The sequence below is a fragment of the Salipaludibacillus sp. HK11 genome (genome assembly GCF_047795645.1).
Classification (GTDB): domain Bacteria; phylum Bacillota; class Bacilli; order Bacillales; family Salisediminibacteriaceae; genus Salipaludibacillus.
Genome location: NZ_CP181045.1, coordinates 2862488 through 2880604, shown reverse-complemented (window position 1 = coordinate 2880604; position 18117 = coordinate 2862488). Strand labels below are relative to the sequence as shown.

The following is an 18117-nucleotide window of genomic DNA, read 5'->3' as shown; positions in this document are numbered from 1 at the left end:
TTATTTTTTCTGATGTATCCTAAAGATCTGTGAGAATCAGCCGATATAGTAGATAGAGCAAAGGGGTACAGGTCTGTCGAAGGTTTAAATGAGGCAGGCAATTCCAGGAGGTGGAATCAAATGAAGATTAATCCGATGCAGTCGGTTCAGGCATATAACAAGCTTCAAGAGAGTCAGGATCGGCAACAAAAGACGCAAACGAAGCGGGCCGACCAGGTGGAAATTTCGTCTGAAGCGAAACAGATGGCAAAGTCCAAGGAGATTTCTGCGGAGCGTCAAGAGCGTGTTAATGAAGTGAAGACGCAAATTGATCAGGGTACGTATAAGGTGAATGCCCAAGAAGTGGCGAAGAAATTTTACGAGTTTTGGGATAAATAATAAACCGAGTGAGGTGTGAAGCGTGGTGCAGGAGCTGATAAAAATTTTTCAAGCGATGACGGTTGTTCACGAGCGATTTAATGAACAAGCAATCCGAAAAGAAGATGCGATTAAAAAAGGCGAGATGGATAGCCTAGAGCAAGTGATGAAGGAAGAGTCGCCACTTATTCAGCAATTGGGAAAGCTTGAAAACACGCGTCAGCACCTCATTCAGCAGTGGATGAAGGAAAAGGGACTCGTGAAAGAGAACGTGACGATGGAGCAATTAATCCCGTTATTTCCGGAAAAAGATCGCGCGGACTTGCAAAGTTGGCAGGAGCGGTTGATGACGGAAATTCATAAGCTGAAAGATCAGAATGAACTTAATCAGCAATTGTTAGAAGATTCGTTGCGGTTTGTTAACTTGTCCCTTGATGCAATGCATCCTCAGAACCAGTTTGTTAGTTATTCTGGTGAGGGTGAAAAAGATGACGATGAAGGGTTTGAGCCTGGCGGAAGGTCGTTGTTTGATTCGAAGGTGTAAGTGGGAGGAGCAGGAGTGTTTTTAGGCATTCTATTAGCTGCGTCAGACTGCAACTGTTCGCTTTCCGCGGACGAGAAACGAGCCTTCTCGACTATCGTTTCCTCGGTCTCGTTCTTCCGCAGGAGTCTCACAGCTTACGTCTAACTTCGCAGTAAAGGAAGTCACAGACGTTTGCTTCTTCAAGATAATCGGTAATAAACAAAGTTTGCTAAAATAGACTTATATGCTTTACATGATCAATCTCAAATAAATAAGCGAGATAAAGGAGAGAAGACGATGCTTTCAACTTTTCATGGACTTGAAACAAGCCGCCGTGCGTTAAGTACGCATCAGGCAGCTTTACATACAACGGGACACAACATTGCTAATGCAAATACACCAGGTTATTCAAGGCAACGTGTCAATTTCACACAAACAGAGGCGTTCCCTAACCCAGGATTTAATCAACCTGGTATTCCAGGGCAACTAGGGACAGGTGTCAAAGCTGGTGAAATTCAGCGGGTTCGTGAAGCTTTTCTCGATATGCAGTTTCGTGCGGAACATAACAAAAGTGCGTATTGGGACGCTCGTCGCACATCACTAGAGAAAATAGAAGATATTATGAATGAGCCGACGGAAGATGGTCTAGCAAATACGATGGACCGATTTTGGCAGTCTTTGCAAGATTTAGCAGCGAATCCAGAAGATTCAGGAACTCGATCTGTTGTTCGTGAACGGGGAATTGCTATTGCTGAGACGTTCAATTATTCCTATAACTCTCTCGAAGCAATTCAACGTGATCATAAAGAACAAATCGGGGTACAAGAGAAGCAAATTAACTCTTTACTTACGCAAATAGATAATTTAAACAAACAAATTGCATCTGTGGAACCTCACGGAATGCTCCCAAATGACCTTTACGATCAGCGGGATATGCTTGTTGATGAGCTGTCACAGTTTGTTAACATTAAAGTTGAGCGAGTAGCAAGCGGTGGAGCCGCTAAAGAGATGGCGGACGGGAAGTATACGATATCGCTGATGGATGATCGAGGAAGAGATACGGGCATCAAATTGATTGACGGTGCGACGTTGAGAAAAAATACGATAGAAGTAAACTTCAGTGATGATAATGAAGCTGTTAATAGTATTACATTTACAAATGGAGCGTTGGTTGATCCAGATAATGAAATATATAACACTGTAATGACTGGAGATGGAGCGCAAGTTAGCATTAATGAGTTCTTCAACTCGTCAGGTGCTCTTTCAAGTGTAATAGAAGCGTATGGGTATGACACAGGAAGTTTCAATGCGACTGGTGAATTTGAATCCGGAGACATAGAAGGCCTTTACCCAGACATGATGGCAAACCTCGATGTAATGGCGTCTACGTTTGCGGACGAATTCAACAGAATTCACAGTTCTGGTTGGAGTTTGTCGGAAATTGAGAGTGGTGAAAAAGTTGGGTTTGACTTCTTTGATTATTCTGGTGAAGATAGTACAGCGCAAAACTTAAGAATTTCGGATGAAATTAAAAGTAGTAGGAATAATATTGCTGCATCTGGTTCTGCAGATAATATTTTTGTGAGAATGTCAGGTGACGGTGATGAAGTTGATGGCCCGATGGTTAGTGGGATATTTGAGGGTGATGGTTACGATGAAATAAGCGTTAGGTATGACAACGTCTCTGAGCAATGGGAATACTCAACAGATGGCGGGACGACTTATATTGAATTTGATGATACAACAACAACAAGTATAGATGGTCTAACAATTAATGTATTGGGTGTAACAGAAGATGATACGGTTTGGTCACTTGCTGATCTTGAAAATGGCGAACGCCCCCCAGGTGATGCCTATGCGGGTGATGGGTCCAACGCACTAGCTTTAGCGAACGTTAAAGATACAAACTTAAATTTTGGCGAAGATTCAACAACCAATATACAATCCTTTTATCAAGGGGTTATTGGGCAAATGGCAGTAGACACAAACGAAGCAGGTCGATTAGCTCGTAATACAGCAACACTTCGTGATTCGGTTCACCAGAACCGCCAATCGATAAGCAGTGTCTCGTTAGATGAGGAAATGAGTAACATGATCCAATTCCAACATGCTTACAATGCTGCAGCGAGGAACTTAACTGCGGTTGATGAAATGCTAGATGTGATTATTAATCGAATGGGCCTCGTCGGTAGATAAATCAGCACTATTATAAATAGTATCACCTGCTATTTGCTACTTTTATAGAGTGAAATGGCTGAACGAATAAAACAAGGTAGGTGAATTTCATGCGTGTCACACAATCAATGCTTGCTAGCAATTCTTTACGTCATTTGAGTCAAAGCTATGAACGACTACAAACGCTCAATGATCAATTATCATCAGGGAAAAAGATCAGTCGCGCATCTCAAGATCCAGTTGTCGCAATGAACGGCATGCGATACAGGACACAGGTGACGGAAACGGAGCAATTTAAGCGAAATTTATCTGAAGTATACAATTGGATGGATACGGCTGATTCTACACTTGATCAAACGACGAACGCGCTCCATCGTGTTCGTGAATTGACTGTTCAAGCGTCGAATGATTCGTATGAGGCGACACAACGTGGAAATATTGCCAAAGAGGTCGCTCAACTACGTGAGCACTTAGAATCACTGGCAAATACGAAAGCAAATAACAAATATATCTTCAACGGAACGAATACGACCAATGCACCAATAGATGCTGATAAAATGGATATTGAACTGTCTCAACTAACAGAAATGGATCCAGACGCATTAGAAAATTATCAAATCATCTTTAAAGGTGGAACGTATGAATATGATCTGGATGCAAGTAACGTTGCTGGTGAACCCGTTTTCCAAAATACTGAAGATCCTGATCAATCGATTCAAATAAATATTGATGGTGGTAACATTGATTCAATATCTCATACTGATGATGGGGAAATAACAACCCTTTCACAGAATCAATTAGTCCTATCAGATAAATCTGCAGTTTCGACGAACGGTCAAAATGTTGAGATTGAACTATTAAAAGGAACGAAGATTCCTATCAACATCAATCCTCAAAGCGTATTTTCAAATGAACTTTTTGGCGATATTAAAGCGTTGGAAAAAATGCTAGAAGATCCTTCAACGACGGCGTCAGAACTTTCAGGAATGCTCGATGTCGTAGACAAACATATTAACAATTCTGTTAATGAGCGAGCCGAACTTGGTGCTCGTATGAATCGAGTCGAAATGATTGATACCCGGATCCAAAATCAGCAAGTGATTGCGAAAAGAATCATGTCTGATAATGAAAATGCAGATATGGAATTGGTGATCACAGACCTATTGTCACAAGAGAATGTCCACCGCGCAGCTCTTTCCGCAACCGGGCGCCTTATTCAACCTTCATTAATGGACTTCTTGAGATAATTTTTACAAAAACCAAAGTTAAATGACTTATTAAGAGGAGGCCTGATTATGGACTTAGCTCGTATTAATATTTCATCGACGCAAGCTCAAACAGGACTCCAGAGTCATCGACCGCAGATGTCGATTCGGCAGCCGAATGCGGATCTCTATATTGATCAAGATCTGGTTGGGAGCTTCCGCATCAGCACGACGGCTTCAGAATTATTTATTGACCAATCTGAGGCGTTTGCTGATGCAGATCTAAAAGGACCAATGCGGAGAGTCGATGAATTTGCGGCCCGTGCCCAGCAAAATGTGATGCAATATATCGCTAAAACGGCGCAACAAGGTGAGCAATTGAAAAAAATTGAGAATGAAGGAAATCCGATTGCATCAATTGCTCGACAAAATGGTGAAATCTTCTCAGAGAAACAATACAACTTAGCAATGGTACCTGAACACATGGGCAAAGTGAAGTTTGATTACCGTCCATCTGAGGTAAACTTTCAGGTCGACAGGTCAGAACCCACGATTCGTGTGCAACGAAATGAACCGCAAATTAGCATTCCGCGTTGGGAAACAAATGCGTACGTGCAACAAAAAAATAGTATCAATTTCTCCGTTTCAGGAGGGGCGATCAATCGCCAACTTTAACCATCCACCGTTTGCCGAAAGAAACGCAACGTAGGGATGGTTTTTGTGTGGATTGATTATATGAACTAACAATGTTCTTTTCTACCAAGACATCGTTGACTATTTTAGGTACAATAAAACAAACAGTGAAATTGGAGTGATCAAGTTGAATATACAAACGAAGTATTCAGGAGAAATTAAGATTAATGAGGAAAATATGATTCAGTTTGCACAAGGACTGCCGAGCTTTGAAGAGGAAAAATCATTTATTCTCCTTCCGTTTAGTGAAGAACCAAGCCCCTTTTACATATTACAGTCAACGACAACACCAGCACTAGGACTTGTTGTGATGACGCCATTTTCATTTTTTCCAGATTATCAAGCAAAATTGTCTGATCAAACTTTGGAAGCGCTAGAGATTGAAAATGAAGAGGATGTTGCAATATTTGTTGTTCTGACTCTTCGAGATTCACTTGAAGAATCAACAGCAAACTTGAGAGGTCCAATCGTGATTAATTCCACTCGTAAAAAAGGAAAGCAAATCGGGTTGAGCGAATCCAGCTACCATACGAAGCATGCCCTGCAACCGGTGACGGATTCTGAAAAGAAGGAGGAGTAGTCGATGTTAGTGTTAACGAGAAAACTGAACGAATCAATAAAAATTGGTGACGACATTGAAATTACCGTCATTGGCGTCGATGGGGATCAAGTGAAGCTAGGTATCGATGCTCCGAGAAACGTTGATATTCACCGCAAAGAGATTTATTTGTCGATAAAAGAAGAGAATACAGCGGCTGCAGGTACTGATGCATCGATCGATATTTTAAATCAATTGACGAAATCGATTAAAAAGTAAGGGTAGATTTAAATAGGCTCATTTTGAAGCAGAATAGGTGTGCTTTGATGGGGAATTTTCAGTGGACTGTCTTATCTAAGATAGTCCTTTTCTTGTTTGTTTCAGTGTAAATAGGAATAAATACGCCCAATTTATCCAATTGCACAACAAAAGTCACATAGAGGATACGACCATTGAATCTTGCCGATCTCTTTGATAATAGGTATTGTTAACAGTAGAGAAAAATGAAAGGGGATCGATCTATGAAATCCTTGTACTCTAACAAAGATACAGCGACTACCGATAAGGTCCTCTTTATCGATTGTGACCATTGCTTAACGAGTGAAATGAAAAACAAGCTTTTAGCAGGCGTTGCTAATAAAGAGGTCATAATTGAAAAGAGTTACCCGAATAACGTGAATGATGTTCGCTATATTTTTATATTAATAGAAGAGACGAAACAAATCTCGATTGACTGTCTTGAATCTCTGCTTATAAAAAGAGGGAAAGAAAAACATACATACACGTTATTGATGACAGTGGATAGTCCATCAAAGAAACTCTTATCCTATTTCAATCATAACTTAGATGGGATTATCTCACTGAAATCCTTTTTAAAAGGCGTGCCTCATGTCCTTAAAACATTAGATGAATTCGGAGTCTTTTTGGAGCAAAATCTTCATAGCGATTTAATTGTTGACATTCAGCGGAAAAAAATGAAGGACCATCCAATCAAACAACTCGTTTTACGGGTCGAAGATGTAGAAAACATACTTACGCGCAATGAGAAGAAAGTACTTCAATACATACTAGACGGCCATAATAACCGCAAGATCGCCGAGTTAATGTTCCTAGCACCATCAACCGTAAGTACCGTGATCAGCCACCTCCTGAAAAAACTAGGCGCCAACGACCGTACCGATGCGATGGTGCAGATTATTAGGCGTGGCTGGGTTGATGCAGTGAGGTAATTGGTATAAAAGATAAGCCATGGAGTACGAGTACCTTGGCTTTTTTTTGTTTTGAAAAGAATAAACACTAAATTTATTTGTAATTTTAACAAGCTGAATATTAGTTATTTGTGAAATCATAAATGTGTAATGAGTCTTTCATATCTTAAAATTAAAATATAGAATCATTAATATGGAATTTAAAGGGGTTTTTATTTAAAAGAGATCGGTTTCATAACAATAAGCACCACAAAATCACAAAAATCGACATAAATATACTTAATTCTATAAGTTTGTGAACAAAAATATGTAGTATATTAGTAATTAATATTACTTATAGAAGGGGACTGTGATGAGCGAGTGATTGAGGAAAAAGAACTAGAAGCTAATATATTTATTATCGATGATCATGACATTGTGGAAGAAGAGAGTTTTCAGGAGGTCGCGGATGAATTAGAGGGTATCGTTGTAAAAAAAATAAAAGAAGTACCTCAATCGTTTGAGAAAGAAGATATATTTTTATATGTCGTGAAATGTACAGATTTAGAAAATACTGAAGAAATGAAGGAATTGTTGTTAAAACTTGACTGTAGAGTAATACTTGTAACTGAAGAGGAAGTACCGGATTCCTTTATTTCATATTTAACTCTTCCATTACATGGACTTTTATCATTGTCTTTCTTTTTAACTAATAAAAAGTGCATTTTACAATCAATTTACATGAACAATGTCGTCCTTGATGTAACATTACATCGTAGTTTAGTGTGTGAAATTGAAAGACGGAAAATGAAGCGAACGCCAATTGCGAAATTTCTTCTCAGAAAAGATAGAGTAAAAGAATTATTAAAAGAAAATGAACAAAGTGTTTTACAACTTCTTCTTGATGGAGTAAACAATCAAGATATTGCAAAAAAACTGTATTTTTCAACATCAGCCGTTAGTACAATTGTCAGTAAAATACTTCGAAAGACCCAAGCGCAAGATCGTACACACGCAACAGTATTAGCGATTCGTAACGGATGGGTCGATAGCATACGGTAAAAGTTCACTGATGTGAACTTTTTTTATTTTTTCTATTAAAATAACTAAACATTTATTCATCAGAGCCGATAAAACAATTGTAAGGTGATAAAGCATACGGCGGCCGACGTTTTCTTTACTACCAAAACACGAACTTCCACTCACAAGGATGTGAACAGGAAGCAAACTCAAGGAGGAATTTAACATGATTATCAATAATAATATTCCAGCAATGAACACACACCGTCAATTGGGAATCAACCAAAATGCAATGCAGAATTCAATGGAAAAGCTTTCATCAGGTCTTCGTATCAACCGTGCTGGAGACGATGCAGCAGGTCTTGCAATTTCTGAAAAAATGCGTGCACAGATCAATGGTCTTGATCAAGCTAGCCGTAACGCACAAGATGGTATTTCTTTAATTCAAACTGCAGAAGGTGCACTTGACGAGACACATAGTATCCTTCAACGTATGCGTGAGCTTGCTACGCAAGCATCAAACGATACGAACACTGCTTCTGACCGTGAAGAGATCCAAAAAGAAGTGAATCAATTAACAAATGAAATTGATCGTATCGCAAATACTACTGAATTCAATACTCAAAAATTATTGAATGGTGAAAAAGAAGGATTAAGAGCAGCAGAAACTGGTACAGTGAACGTTGAATCTAACACAACAGCTACTATAACTGCAGCAGCAGCTGATTCTGATGCGCTTACAGGATCTGGTACTGTTATTATCACACGTACAGCTGTTGGAGATGGTACAGGCGATTTAGCTGACGATTTTTCAATAGGAGATCCAGCTGATCTAAATGCAGAACTAGCTGCCGATGGAACTTCTTTAACGGATGCAGCTTTTGGAGATGCAATTAACTTAACTGGTTTAGCTGATATGCAAGTAGGCGAAAGTATTACTATTAGTGTTAAAGCTAATGACGATGGTAATGCTGACGCTAGCAAAGCGTTATCTTTCCAAATTGGTGCTAACAGTGGACAAAATGTTTTAGTTGGTGTGAATGATATGAGAGCTGAAGCATTGGGAGTGCGTAATGATGGCGAAGCTATTGATATTACTAGCGCTGAAAAAGCAACAGCAGCAATCACTACTATTAATAACGCAATTGAAACAGTATCTGGGCAACGTTCTGAGCTTGGTTCTTATCAGAATCGTTTAGAGCACACAATCTCTAACTTGGATAATGCGTCTGAAAACCTATCAGCTGCGGAATCTCGTATCCGTGACGTTGATATGGCTGCTGAGATGATGGAAATGACTCGTGCAAACATCCTTTCCCAAGCTTCTCAGTCTATGTTAGCTCAAGCAAATCAACAACCACAATCAGTACTACAATTACTTGGTTAATATTCTTAATCAAGTTAAGAGAGGCTCTAGTGAATATGCTAGAGTCTTTTTTTTTACATAATAGAAGATAATATAAGGGGGCATGAAATTTGAATATTGATAAATGTAATAAATGCTTTGATGGTTATATTCTAGACACAAATTATTCTGAGTATGAAAATGTAGATAGACAAATTGATAAATTGTTTGATGGAGGACAATTTTCTTACTATGATGCATTTGTAAACATAACAAAGAAAAATTCTGCAGCCAAAAAGAAATGTTTAGTTTGCAATGGTACTGGGAAAAGTTCAGACCATTCCTAAAGGAGGATATCAACTGGTACTAGAAATCACAGGGAATGTTCTCCTTATTGAGTACCTAGGTAGCTCTTGCCTGCCACCACCCAAGTTTTATAGATATACGTCTATAGAATAAGAAATACATAGTTTTTCATACATACATAGAAAGTAGTGATCAAATGGAGAAACATCTTGATGTAATGAAACAGAGTCTACAGCTGTCAGAGACGGTGTTAGAAGGATTAACACATGTACAGAAGCAGCTTAATGAAACAAAGTACGCTGATGCAATGCAATTGATGGATGACGTTATAGGTGGCTTTGCATCGATTGAGAATTCAGCCAGTCCTGTTTTTGCGGACTTGAAAGATACGGAATTAGTAGAAGCACACATTGGCAAGGTTCGTGATAGTTTAGAGAGAGTGGTGACATCCCTTGAAGATCATTCCTATGGCATAGTCCAGGAGATCCTCCAATTCACGCTCATTCCAAATGTGAAAAAGATGAAAGTAGAAATGGAAGCGTTGTTTGAACCGTATCTCGTTTCTTAATTTTAGATGAAGGAGGTGTTACGATGGATATTGCCGCACTATCGATGGCGATGAGTCAAGGAGAAGTGAAAAATCAGGCATCGATTTCGATGATGAAGAAAGCGATGAGGCAAGCAGGTGAACAAGTAGAAGCAATGGACAAGCTGATCGACTCAGCGAATGTGCAAAAGATGGCGCAAGCAGCTCAGCCACATCTCGGTGGGAATATTGACGTAAAAAAATAATAGAATGACTTAGAAGGGCAGCCAGCTTGGTTGCTTTTTATTCTTCAAAAAAATAAAAATTAATGGTATGATATGTAAGTTGTGAATAGAATGAACTTAAAATATAGTATACAAGGAGATGTTTACGTGGAACAAGAAATGAACCAACAATTTACTGAGACAAATGGAAAAGCAATAGCCTCAATGGTAGTAGGAATTATATCAATTGTAATCCCTTATATTGGCTTCGTTTTAGGTATTATCGGTATTGTATTAGCTGCAACAGCTTTTAAAGAAATAAGAATAAAAAATCAAAATGGCAAAGGTATGGCAATTGCTGGATTAGTGTGTAGTATAGTTTCTATCGCAATGTATGGATTTCTCATTTTAATGGCTGTATTATTAATTAATTTGTAACCGAGGGGCGGTTCCTTCGGTTGACTCCAGTTAGTCATTCCTTTTATCCTATGATTAGATTAGCTCCGAGAATTTTCCACTCTTCTTCAGAAAGTGAGCCCCTCATCTTCTGATTCTTCTGGTTTAATATTAATAACTTCAGGAAATCCTTTTTTTAATTGGTAAACTCTTTATGGAGAAGCATCTTGATGTAATGAAGCAGAGTTTACAGTTGTCAGGTACAGTGTTAGAGGGAATAACCATGTTCAGAAGCATCTTAAAGAAACAAAGTACCCTAAGGTGATGTAGTTGATGGATGATGTAATTGGAGGATCTGGTGCCTGGTCACTTCCCGGTTAGTTCGTGCGGTGTTGGAGCAATCGGAAGGGAAAAAGTACAAGGTGGGTTATGATCAAATGGTGCAAGATAGTCGGGGAACGGAGTGATGCTTCCCGACTGCCTTGTTTAGATTCATAATTCATAAAACAGACATAGGTTTATCTGTTATTTTATGCGGCGTATCTTAAAATAGTGCAACTAGGCAGGTAGGAGGGTGAAGAATGTAAGTTGGGGGTTGAATGAAAAGAAGTTATTTGTTGTCTGCAAGTTATTATCATTATCTGTCTTTGATAGGATGGTGATTATAATATGACTTGTAGCGGCTATAATTGCTGTTAACGTTTAGGTTCTTGCGAATACAAAACAAGATGATGGTTGCCAATTTCTTCTTTAAGTTTTGAGGAGGTTTTATCCCATCTTATTAGGTCGAGTTTCAAAAGTGTTTCACCATCTTCTTCGAGTTTTTCGCTAAACCTCATCCAATCATAATCAGACATTCCAGGGGCAATAATAGCAAGGAGGTCGATGTCTGATCGTGCTTGGTGATCGCCATAAGCTCTATAACCAAACAGGCGAACCTCTTCTATATCAGGGAACTGTTGACTAACATTAATTATTTGCTGACAAATAGGCTCAGGAATTCGCATTAATCATCACTCCCGTTCACTCTAGAATTGATTTTATAAAATGTGGCCTTCATCTCTGGAAAGTAGTCTTTTATATTGTGAACAATTAATAAAGCAGATTCTTCGACATACGTATGAGATGTTAAGTTTTTATCTTTCAGCATTTGTAACCAAGCTTCTTCATTTTCTAACCATCCTGCTTGAAAAGCTCCTTTTAGAATTTCTTTTGGAGTGTTTGCTTCAATTCCTTCCGACAATAACACTCTTTTTAAGGTTTTCCAATATAATTCTATTGTGAATTCAAATCTATGAATTGTTCCATCCACAATAAGGCTATTGTTTAAATCCTCCTACAAAGCTTCTTCCAATCTCTCCAAGGCACTTTTTAAATTTTTTATACTTTCGGTGAGTTTTCTTTCCTGATTGTCTAATGGATTCCCTCCTCTAATAAAAAAACTAAATATAGATTAATTATACCCTAATGTAAGAACTTAGAAGTATCTTCACAACCACTGGGACGGTTCTCCTGGTTGAGATCCCTCGTACTTGACCTCAATTTTGATTCCTGACCCAATAGCGGTGGTGTAATAAAGTGATTACATAATTAGAATGAAATAAGATACATCATGGTGCCATGCCCGGAGCTACCTGAGTTTTGTAGATATATGTCGTAGAGAAAGAGATACATTTAAAATTAGTGATGAAGTTATGCTAAGCATATTGACGCACTATTAATAGCAATCAGTCAATAGAAAGTGTTGGAATAAAAAGCAGATAAATAATGTTCCTTTTGCTAGTACTAACCAAGAGACCCCCCTAACTTTTGTGACTATTTGTGGTAAGATCTGTATAACTATTCTGAATTGATTCGTGCCATTTTACTAATCTAATAACAAAGGAGACGGGGATAACGATGGAAGAGGAGAAGTTGATACAAAATAGAAAGCAATTTTGGATTGGCGTTACATTATTACTGATTACGACAGTTATTGTTCTGCCATTTCCTCACAACAAACTGCTTGGGGAATCATTATTACTAGCAATTGGCATTCCGCCATTTTCTAATATGGAGACATACACTGGACTTCACTTTGTTGGAATAGGTTCTCTGATTTTAATAATAATAAGTCTGACATATATAGCTAAGTCTTTAAGTAAATGGAGAATCCGAATAATTATTCTAACCCTCATATTATTTTCTGCATTGCCTCATGTCATCGTTGATACGCTTCAATCCACTTTCGCTTCGGGAATATATGCGATTTCCTATGAGAGTGAGCGAAGTCAATGTTCGTTTCAACTGGAGGGAGGAGAAACAGAGGGTGAAATAAAGTGTTCGATTTTTCTGGAAAATAAACGGAACAAGGCAGTAGACTTTGAGATCGTTTTTCAAAAATCGAGATTTGATGAATTTGAAACTTATTCTCGATTAAATCAAGAAGGTCCATATTATTTTACGTTAGGCCCGAGGGAATCTCGATATTTAGAATTTAATATGAAGGTTGATATGTCAGGAGAAGAAATTTACTCTTCGAGGAGCCGAACCGATCTTGTCGAAATTATACTAAGAGATAATAAAGGAAACGAGCGCAGATTATAAAGTGAGATGGCTGGTCCCGTGTTTGGAAAAGCAACTGAATTTTGATCCCCTATTATAAGTACATAAATCCTCAATCATATTAGTATAGCTTCTTGGTGAAATATAAATATGATAGTAATATTAATTTATAAAGGCAATGGCTAGAGTTTTTGAGTAATGATAGATATTAAATAAAATCAAGGGGATTTACAAATAATTTCATACGTGAATGAAAAAGACAAATGGTATGCTACATATATGCAAGTTTCATTAGAACAAAGATATGACATGATGGTAGAATTATTGGAGAATCCACCTACAGACGATGTACTCATTACAGATGACATAGGGTTACCTCTTGTGGATTTAAAAGCTGATATTTTTCGAGAAAAACGGTTTGAAGAAGGAATTCGGTTAATTAATATCGTTAAACAAAATACACCAAATTTATATACAAAAGAAGCTCCTTATTTACTTGATTCTGCTGTAGAATATTACCTCTATAATAATGAGTTCGATAAAGCGAAAGAATACCTCCAACCATTTATCACCAATCCAGCGCATGGTCTTAATATGTATATCCCACTATTCAATCGATTCTTATTCTATGGACAAACTAATTATGCAACCTATTTAGCAGATTCTGTTTGGGAAAAAGTAATGAATAGTGACGAATTAATTGGTGGCGCTGAGTTAGACTTCGTAGATACGATTTTTTATCAAAACTGGCAAAATTACTATTTATCTCGACTAGAAGGGAAATCTGACTCTGAGATTAATTGAAAAAAGTTACTGATTCGTTAATTCGCTTTGACTATGATGAACAATTCTTTGAAGAGGAGATTCCATTTGTCGTTGAAACGATCGATTATCTTGTTGAAAAAAAGGGCGAACCGCTTTTTACTATAGATGAATGCATTGCTTATACTGCTGATGATTCGACTCACGCTTATCGTGAGCTCTACTTTGCTTTTGCTAGCTATGCACTTAACGAGAAAGAAATCTCCTTTACAGTGAGTTAAGTCATCTGGTTTGAATTTGTAGACCTAATGAAAAAAAAGCTCTCCTTTTCTATTTCAACGTCACGAACTTAAACAACAGGTAGAAAAATATACGAGAGGGATCATATCGAATCAAAATGAAATCGGTGTTATGATACTATGGGGATTTCCTTACGTTTACGATTTTTTAGAACAACAAAAATTGGTTACGCCCGATACGAAAAAGGAAGTATTACAACACGTAAATGCTATTAAACAACAGCTTATGAAAAATTTTAAAGAGGATCTCTGGCTCTTTGATTTTGTTCATTCAATTGAAAAACCAACTTGTCTCACGGAAGAAGAAGTTGCTATAGAAAAAGGAGCTTTTAGAGAGGCATTTTTAACATTGCCTAAAAAACAGGATAAAAGGACTGCGAACTCAGAGGATCTTTCAAGCCTTGTCTCGGAACAATTATCCCTTTTTGATACCACAAATAACCAAAGGGACGGTTCCTTCGGTTGAAACCAGTTAGATTAGCAATAAGGCACTCACTTTCTGAAGAAAGTGAGTGCCTTATTGCGTAGTTGATACCTGTAACCATAAGAACCGTCCCTCCGGTTTACCCCTCTGGTTTATCGTTACTTTACCTAAGTGGGGGAAAGGCAACGCTTTTTATATATCGCATAAAATCTTTAGGGGTGAGGGCTTTGCTAAATAAGTATCCTTGAACATAGTTCGTTTTCTCATTTATAAGTACATCCCTTTGCCCTTCTGTCTCAACGCCTTCAGCTGTAACAGTTAATTCTAATGAATGTGCCATTGCGATAATCGCCTTTACTATCGCTCCGTTATCTTTATCTATATCCATATCTTGTATAAATGATTTGTCTATTTTAATATTTGAAATTGGTAATTGTTTTAACATTGCTAACGATGAGTATCCTGTTCCAAAATCATCAATAGCTATGTTAACACCAATGTCACCAAGTTGTTTCAGCATGTCCAAACTGTTTTCCACGTTTTTAATAGCAGTACTTTCAGTAATTTCTAAACATAAATAAACAGGTGGCAACTGGGTTTCTTCAAGAATCGATTTAACTGTTTCTACGAAGTCTTTTTGTTGCATTTGCCGTGCTGAAATATTAACAGCAATCGTCATTGGTGGCAGTCCCTCATCGATCCAACTCTTAGTTTGTCGGCACGCTTCTTTTAATACCCAATGCCCAATAGGAATAATTAATCCTATCTCTTCAGCAATGGGGATAAATTCCAATGGTGCTACGATTCCATGATCTGGAGAATTCCACCGTAATAAAGCTTCAATTCCAATAATCTGATTATTTTCCAAATTTAATTGAGGCTGATAATGCAACACAAATTCATTACGTTCCACTGCTTTACGCAATTGATTTTCCATCGAAAAACGTTTCATAGTCGTTGAGTCTAGTTCTGACGAATATATTTCTATTTGATTTTTACCATTTTCTTTCGCTCTGTACATAGCCATATCTGCGCATTGAGACAATTCATCGAAATCCCGCCCATGATTTGGATAGACACTTCCGCCAATGCTAGCAGATGTAAACACCTCATGATTATCGATGATAAAAGGTTCTTTGAACTGTTGATTAATTCGATCTCCAACACTATAAAGATCATTCAAATCGTCGATATCAGCCAATAACACAATAAATTCATCACCACCCAATCTAGCAATCGTGGCTTGTTGATGGTTATCTTGTGAAATTGTATTAAAAGGCTCGATTGCATTCTCCAAAACTCGGGCAATATTTTGAATAAGTTGGTCCCCTGCATGATGACCGAGCGTATCGTTTATAACCTTAAATCGATTTAGATCGATTAACAAAACGCCCAGTTTAAACTGATAGCGATTTGCTTGTTCTATATATAAATCCAAACGATCACGAGCTAATTGACGGTTGGGTAGCCCCGTTAATCCATCGTGAAATGCTAAATGCCTGATTTGCTGCTCAGCGAATTTTTTTTCAGAGATGTTTGTTATCGAACCGATTATCCGAACGACTTTTTCGTCCTTATCACGAAGAGAATCTGCAGTTAAATAAACCCATAGTTCTTCCTCATTTTTACCTTGAATTCGAAATTCTATTTTCAATGAGTCGGCTTTGTCCAATTGCTCTCTCCAGCTAGCCATTACTCTATCTTTATCTTCAGGATGAATAAGATTAAAGAAAGATTCAGAACTTGTTGGTAATTTTTCACCAATTGACTTGAATATGTCATTGCTCCTGTTATTCCATTCAATATGATTCGTGATGATATCCCAATCCCAAATACCATCGTTCGTCGTTTTCGATACAATCTCTAATTGCTCTGCAATCAAATGAAGCTGCTGGAACAATTCGTCACGTTCCAATGCTGAAGCAGAAATGGTATAGCTGATCAGGGTTATATCAGCTGCAGAAATTAATATGAGTTCATCTACTGGTGCAACAATAGCTATAAATCCCCAGTCACCTCTCTCATTTTTGACTGACTGAACTCGAACAAAATCATTTTCTCTAACACTCGGAAGCCATTCTGTTGGTGGGAATTGTTCTATCGGAACTCTCAAACCTATTGGAGGAGCGGACTCCCCATTTTTACTAAATGCCTGCGTAATGATAAGGTTTTTTCTATTCTTCTCACGATTGTCCCATAATGCCAAACAGCCCCAGGAGCTTTTTTCAGAGAACATATTAGAAAAATTAAATTTTTTCTCTCTTGTAGCAGAAGCCCATCTTCTTACAAACTTGTCATAGCGTTTAATGATAGTATCCAAATTTGCATTCGACTCTGTTAATTGTTTCTTTACATCTGCTGTTGGTTCCAAAACGGAGTTATACTCGCAACCACAGGATGAACGGATCACAAGTTCTGTCTTTATTTTTGTAACGGAATCTTTTATAATTTCTCCGTTCAATTTCCGAAAAATAATGTCGAAGCTAGTTTTTGCCAAATCCTCAAATGATTGGCGAACTGTTGTTAATGGTGGGTTAAAAGTTGCAGCAGGGGGCAAATCATCAAAACCAATCACTGCAATATCCTCAGGAATTCGATGTCCTGCTCTCTGGAGCTTTTCAATCACTCCCATAGCATTTAAATCAGTCGAAGCAAATATAGCGGTAAAGTTGATCTTTTTTTCTAACATCGCTTCAGCGGAATGATATCCTCCTACTCGCAAGGCATCACTATTATAAAACACCAATTCTTCATCATACTGAATCCCACTGTCAGCAAGCGCTTCCAAATAACCTTCAAATCGTTCTAGCATATCTAAGTGTTCATTGTTACTGCCGACAAATGCAATTCTTCGGTGCCCATGATCTCTAATCAGGTGCAGTACCGCTGCTTTAGTCGATTCTCGATTGTCTATTACAACAGAATGACAGTTAACCCGATCCTCTTGATATCCAATAGTTACAACTGGTTTACCTGAGGATGCAATCTTTTTAAGTAACTTAGGATCTAATGGTAATAATGAATGTGGATTGGTCATCAGTAACCAACCATCGAGTACAGATGTGCCTACAGGATAATTAAAAGGTACTGGATTGTTGACTGCTGCTCTTGATTGAATAGTGAAGAGAGTAAAATGTTTTTTATTTGCTTCGTTCAGTAATTCTAGAAACACTCTCCCATAATAATCACCATCCAAAAATGGAGTCACTAAACTAATGTGAGTATTTATGCCCATAGGATCATCCCACTCCTAAATTGATTTTTAATTTTAGAAACTAGCAGGTATTATAAATTACCCGCGTTAGAAGCGATTTCAATTACTATTTGTCAGACAGTTTCACACGTAAATGTAATTATACGGAAAATTCTATTTTATCCAATGAGCCTATAGTATTCTGATTGTCTAGTAATCTAGCTAAATCAGTTCAAAAGAATCATAAATTTCCATGCTGATTTCCCAATATTATGTATTTTTATTTTATCACAAGTAATTTCATTAGTACAATTTATTCCAATCGATTGCTTAAACTCCTTAGCTGATTGCACGTGTGATCTGTTCAGATTGAAGAAATTCAAATGTTCTTGTTGAAAGA

At 37.7% G+C, this 18117-nt stretch carries 22 protein-coding genes; 18 read left to right on the top strand and 4 right to left on the bottom strand.

The annotated features are described in order from the left end of the window. Nucleotides 1-120 precede the first annotated feature (120 nt). Nucleotides 121-378 (top strand): flagellar biosynthesis anti-sigma factor FlgM, encoded by a 258-nt coding sequence (flgM, locus tag ACM26V_RS13915; protein WP_416147315.1) that lies wholly within the window; start codon nt 121-123, stop codon nt 376-378. A 25-nt stretch (nt 379-403) separates the two neighbouring features. Continuing rightward, nucleotides 404-901, top strand: coding sequence for a flagellar protein FlgN (locus ACM26V_RS13910; protein ID WP_416147314.1), 498 nt, complete (start codon nt 404-406; stop codon nt 899-901). 42 nt (nt 902-943) lie between these two features. On the opposite strand, the gene ACM26V_RS13905 is transcribed toward ACM26V_RS13910, so the two are convergent. Next, a complete protein-coding gene (locus tag ACM26V_RS13905; protein WP_416147313.1) occupies nt 944-1084 on the bottom strand; it encodes a hypothetical protein in 141 nt (46 codons plus the stop codon). 93 nt (nt 1085-1177) lie between these two features. On the opposite strand from ACM26V_RS13905, the gene flgK reads away from it, so the two are divergent. From flgK to ACM26V_RS13845, 12 genes are all read left to right on the top strand, one after another. Then, complete coding sequence (gene flgK / locus ACM26V_RS13900; protein ID WP_416147312.1) at nt 1178-3076, top strand: flagellar hook-associated protein FlgK; 1899 nt, start codon at nt 1178-1180, stop codon at nt 3074-3076. 89 nt (nt 3077-3165) lie between these two features. Then, the gene (flgL, locus tag ACM26V_RS13895) at nt 3166-4302 is read left to right on the top strand and encodes a flagellar hook-associated protein FlgL (RefSeq protein WP_416147311.1); all 1137 of its coding nucleotides are present in this window, start codon (nt 3166-3168) and stop codon (nt 4300-4302) included. A gap of 48 nt (nt 4303-4350) precedes the next feature. Then, nucleotides 4351-4935: a DUF6470 family protein gene (locus ACM26V_RS13890; RefSeq protein WP_416147310.1), complete on the top strand. Its 585-nt coding sequence runs from the start codon at nt 4351-4353 to the stop codon at nt 4933-4935. Between the two features lie 145 nt (nt 4936-5080). Further along, entirely contained in the window at nt 5081-5533 is a 453-nt protein-coding gene (gene fliW / locus ACM26V_RS13885; protein WP_416147309.1) for a flagellar assembly protein FliW, read from the top strand. A gap of 3 nt (nt 5534-5536) precedes the next feature. Continuing rightward, nucleotides 5537-5770 carry a carbon storage regulator CsrA gene (gene csrA / locus ACM26V_RS13880; RefSeq protein ID WP_416147308.1) on the top strand — a complete coding sequence of 78 codons (234 nt, stop codon included), beginning with the start codon at nt 5537-5539 and terminating at the stop codon, nt 5768-5770. Nucleotides 5771-6012: 242 nt separating this feature from the next. Then, the gene (locus ACM26V_RS13875; protein ID WP_416147307.1) at nt 6013-6720 is read left to right on the top strand and encodes a response regulator transcription factor; all 708 of its coding nucleotides are present in this window, start codon (nt 6013-6015) and stop codon (nt 6718-6720) included. A gap of 339 nt (nt 6721-7059) precedes the next feature. Continuing rightward, on the top strand, nt 7060-7740 hold the full coding sequence (locus ACM26V_RS13870; RefSeq protein ID WP_416147306.1) for a response regulator transcription factor: 681 nt from the start codon (nt 7060-7062) through the stop codon (nt 7738-7740). Nucleotides 7741-7924: 184 nt separating this feature from the next. Further along, nucleotides 7925-9085, top strand: a complete 1161-nt coding sequence (locus ACM26V_RS13865; RefSeq protein ID WP_416147305.1) for a flagellin — start codon at nt 7925-7927, stop codon at nt 9083-9085. Nucleotides 9086-9174: 89 nt separating this feature from the next. After that, entirely contained in the window at nt 9175-9390 is a 216-nt protein-coding gene (locus ACM26V_RS13860; RefSeq protein ID WP_416147304.1) for a hypothetical protein, read from the top strand. Between the two features lie 176 nt (nt 9391-9566). Continuing rightward, nucleotides 9567-9917 (top strand): hypothetical protein, encoded by a 351-nt coding sequence (locus ACM26V_RS13855; protein ID WP_416147303.1) that lies wholly within the window; start codon nt 9567-9569, stop codon nt 9915-9917. 23 nt (nt 9918-9940) lie between these two features. Further along, nucleotides 9941-10141 (top strand): YjfB family protein, encoded by a 201-nt coding sequence (locus ACM26V_RS13850; RefSeq protein WP_416147302.1) that lies wholly within the window; start codon nt 9941-9943, stop codon nt 10139-10141. 126 nt (nt 10142-10267) lie between these two features. Next, the gene (locus tag ACM26V_RS13845; protein WP_416147301.1) at nt 10268-10537 is read left to right on the top strand and encodes a DUF4190 domain-containing protein; all 270 of its coding nucleotides are present in this window, start codon (nt 10268-10270) and stop codon (nt 10535-10537) included. 653 nt (nt 10538-11190) lie between these two features. Here the strand turns inward: ACM26V_RS13845 and ACM26V_RS13840 are convergent. Next, nucleotides 11191-11502 carry a nucleotidyltransferase family protein gene (locus ACM26V_RS13840; protein WP_416147300.1) on the bottom strand — a complete coding sequence of 104 codons (312 nt, stop codon included), beginning with the start codon at nt 11500-11502 and terminating at the stop codon, nt 11191-11193. After that, the gene (locus ACM26V_RS13835) at nt 11502-11807 is read right to left on the bottom strand and encodes an HI0074 family nucleotidyltransferase substrate-binding subunit (RefSeq protein ID WP_416147299.1); all 306 of its coding nucleotides are present in this window, start codon (nt 11805-11807) and stop codon (nt 11502-11504) included. The genes ACM26V_RS13840 and ACM26V_RS13835 overlap by 1 nt, the downstream gene beginning before the upstream one ends. Before the next feature lie 587 nt (nt 11808-12394). Between ACM26V_RS13835 and ACM26V_RS13830 the strand changes: the two genes are divergently transcribed. The 4 genes from ACM26V_RS13830 to ACM26V_RS13815 all read left to right on the top strand — a co-directional run bounded on the left by ACM26V_RS13830 (nt 12395) and on the right by ACM26V_RS13815 (nt 14566). Next, nucleotides 12395-13081, top strand: coding sequence for a hypothetical protein (locus ACM26V_RS13830; protein WP_416147298.1), 687 nt, complete (start codon nt 12395-12397; stop codon nt 13079-13081). A 204-nt stretch (nt 13082-13285) separates the two neighbouring features. Continuing rightward, complete coding sequence (locus ACM26V_RS13825; RefSeq protein WP_416147297.1) at nt 13286-13843, top strand: hypothetical protein; 558 nt, start codon at nt 13286-13288, stop codon at nt 13841-13843. Next, nucleotides 13840-14082: a hypothetical protein gene (locus ACM26V_RS13820; protein WP_416147296.1), complete on the top strand. Its 243-nt coding sequence runs from the start codon at nt 13840-13842 to the stop codon at nt 14080-14082. Before ACM26V_RS13825 ends, ACM26V_RS13820 begins: the two co-directional genes overlap by 4 nt. A gap of 244 nt (nt 14083-14326) precedes the next feature. Continuing rightward, on the top strand, nt 14327-14566 hold the full coding sequence (locus ACM26V_RS13815) for a hypothetical protein (protein WP_416147295.1): 240 nt from the start codon (nt 14327-14329) through the stop codon (nt 14564-14566). Nucleotides 14567-14687: 121 nt separating this feature from the next. Here the strand turns inward: ACM26V_RS13815 and ACM26V_RS13810 are convergent, their stop codons facing one another. Further along, nucleotides 14688-17759, bottom strand: coding sequence for an EAL domain-containing protein (locus ACM26V_RS13810; protein WP_416147294.1), 3072 nt, complete (start codon nt 17757-17759; stop codon nt 14688-14690). Nucleotides 17760-18117 lie beyond the last annotated feature (358 nt).